General features: G+C 58.1%; 1 protein-coding gene. It reads left to right on the forward strand.

What is annotated here, in order from left to right; translation table 11 throughout:
- Nucleotides 1-241, forward strand: a 241-nt coding sequence (locus tag HMPREF0549_RS09620; RefSeq protein WP_154645772.1) for an efflux RND transporter permease subunit, incomplete at both ends; no start/stop codon positions are given.

Raw genomic sequence — 241 nt, forward strand, 5'->3', positions numbered from 1 at the left:
CGTGGCATTCTCCGGGCAGTTCGAGCTACTGGAGCGCGCCAACCATAAGCTTAAACTCATGGTGCCGATGACGTTGATGATTATCTTCGTGCTGTTGTATCTGGCGTTCCGTCGGGTGGGCGAAGCGTTGCTGATTATCAGCAGCGTACCGTTTGCGCTGGTGGGCGGCATCTGGTTGCTGTGGTGGATGGGCTTTCATCTTTCCGTGGCGACGGGCACTGGCTTTATCGCCCTCGCCGGG

The sequence above is a fragment of the Limosilactobacillus vaginalis DSM 5837 = ATCC 49540 genome, assembly GCF_000159435.1.
Taxonomy (GTDB): Bacteria; Bacillota; Bacilli; order Lactobacillales; family Lactobacillaceae; genus Limosilactobacillus; species Limosilactobacillus vaginalis.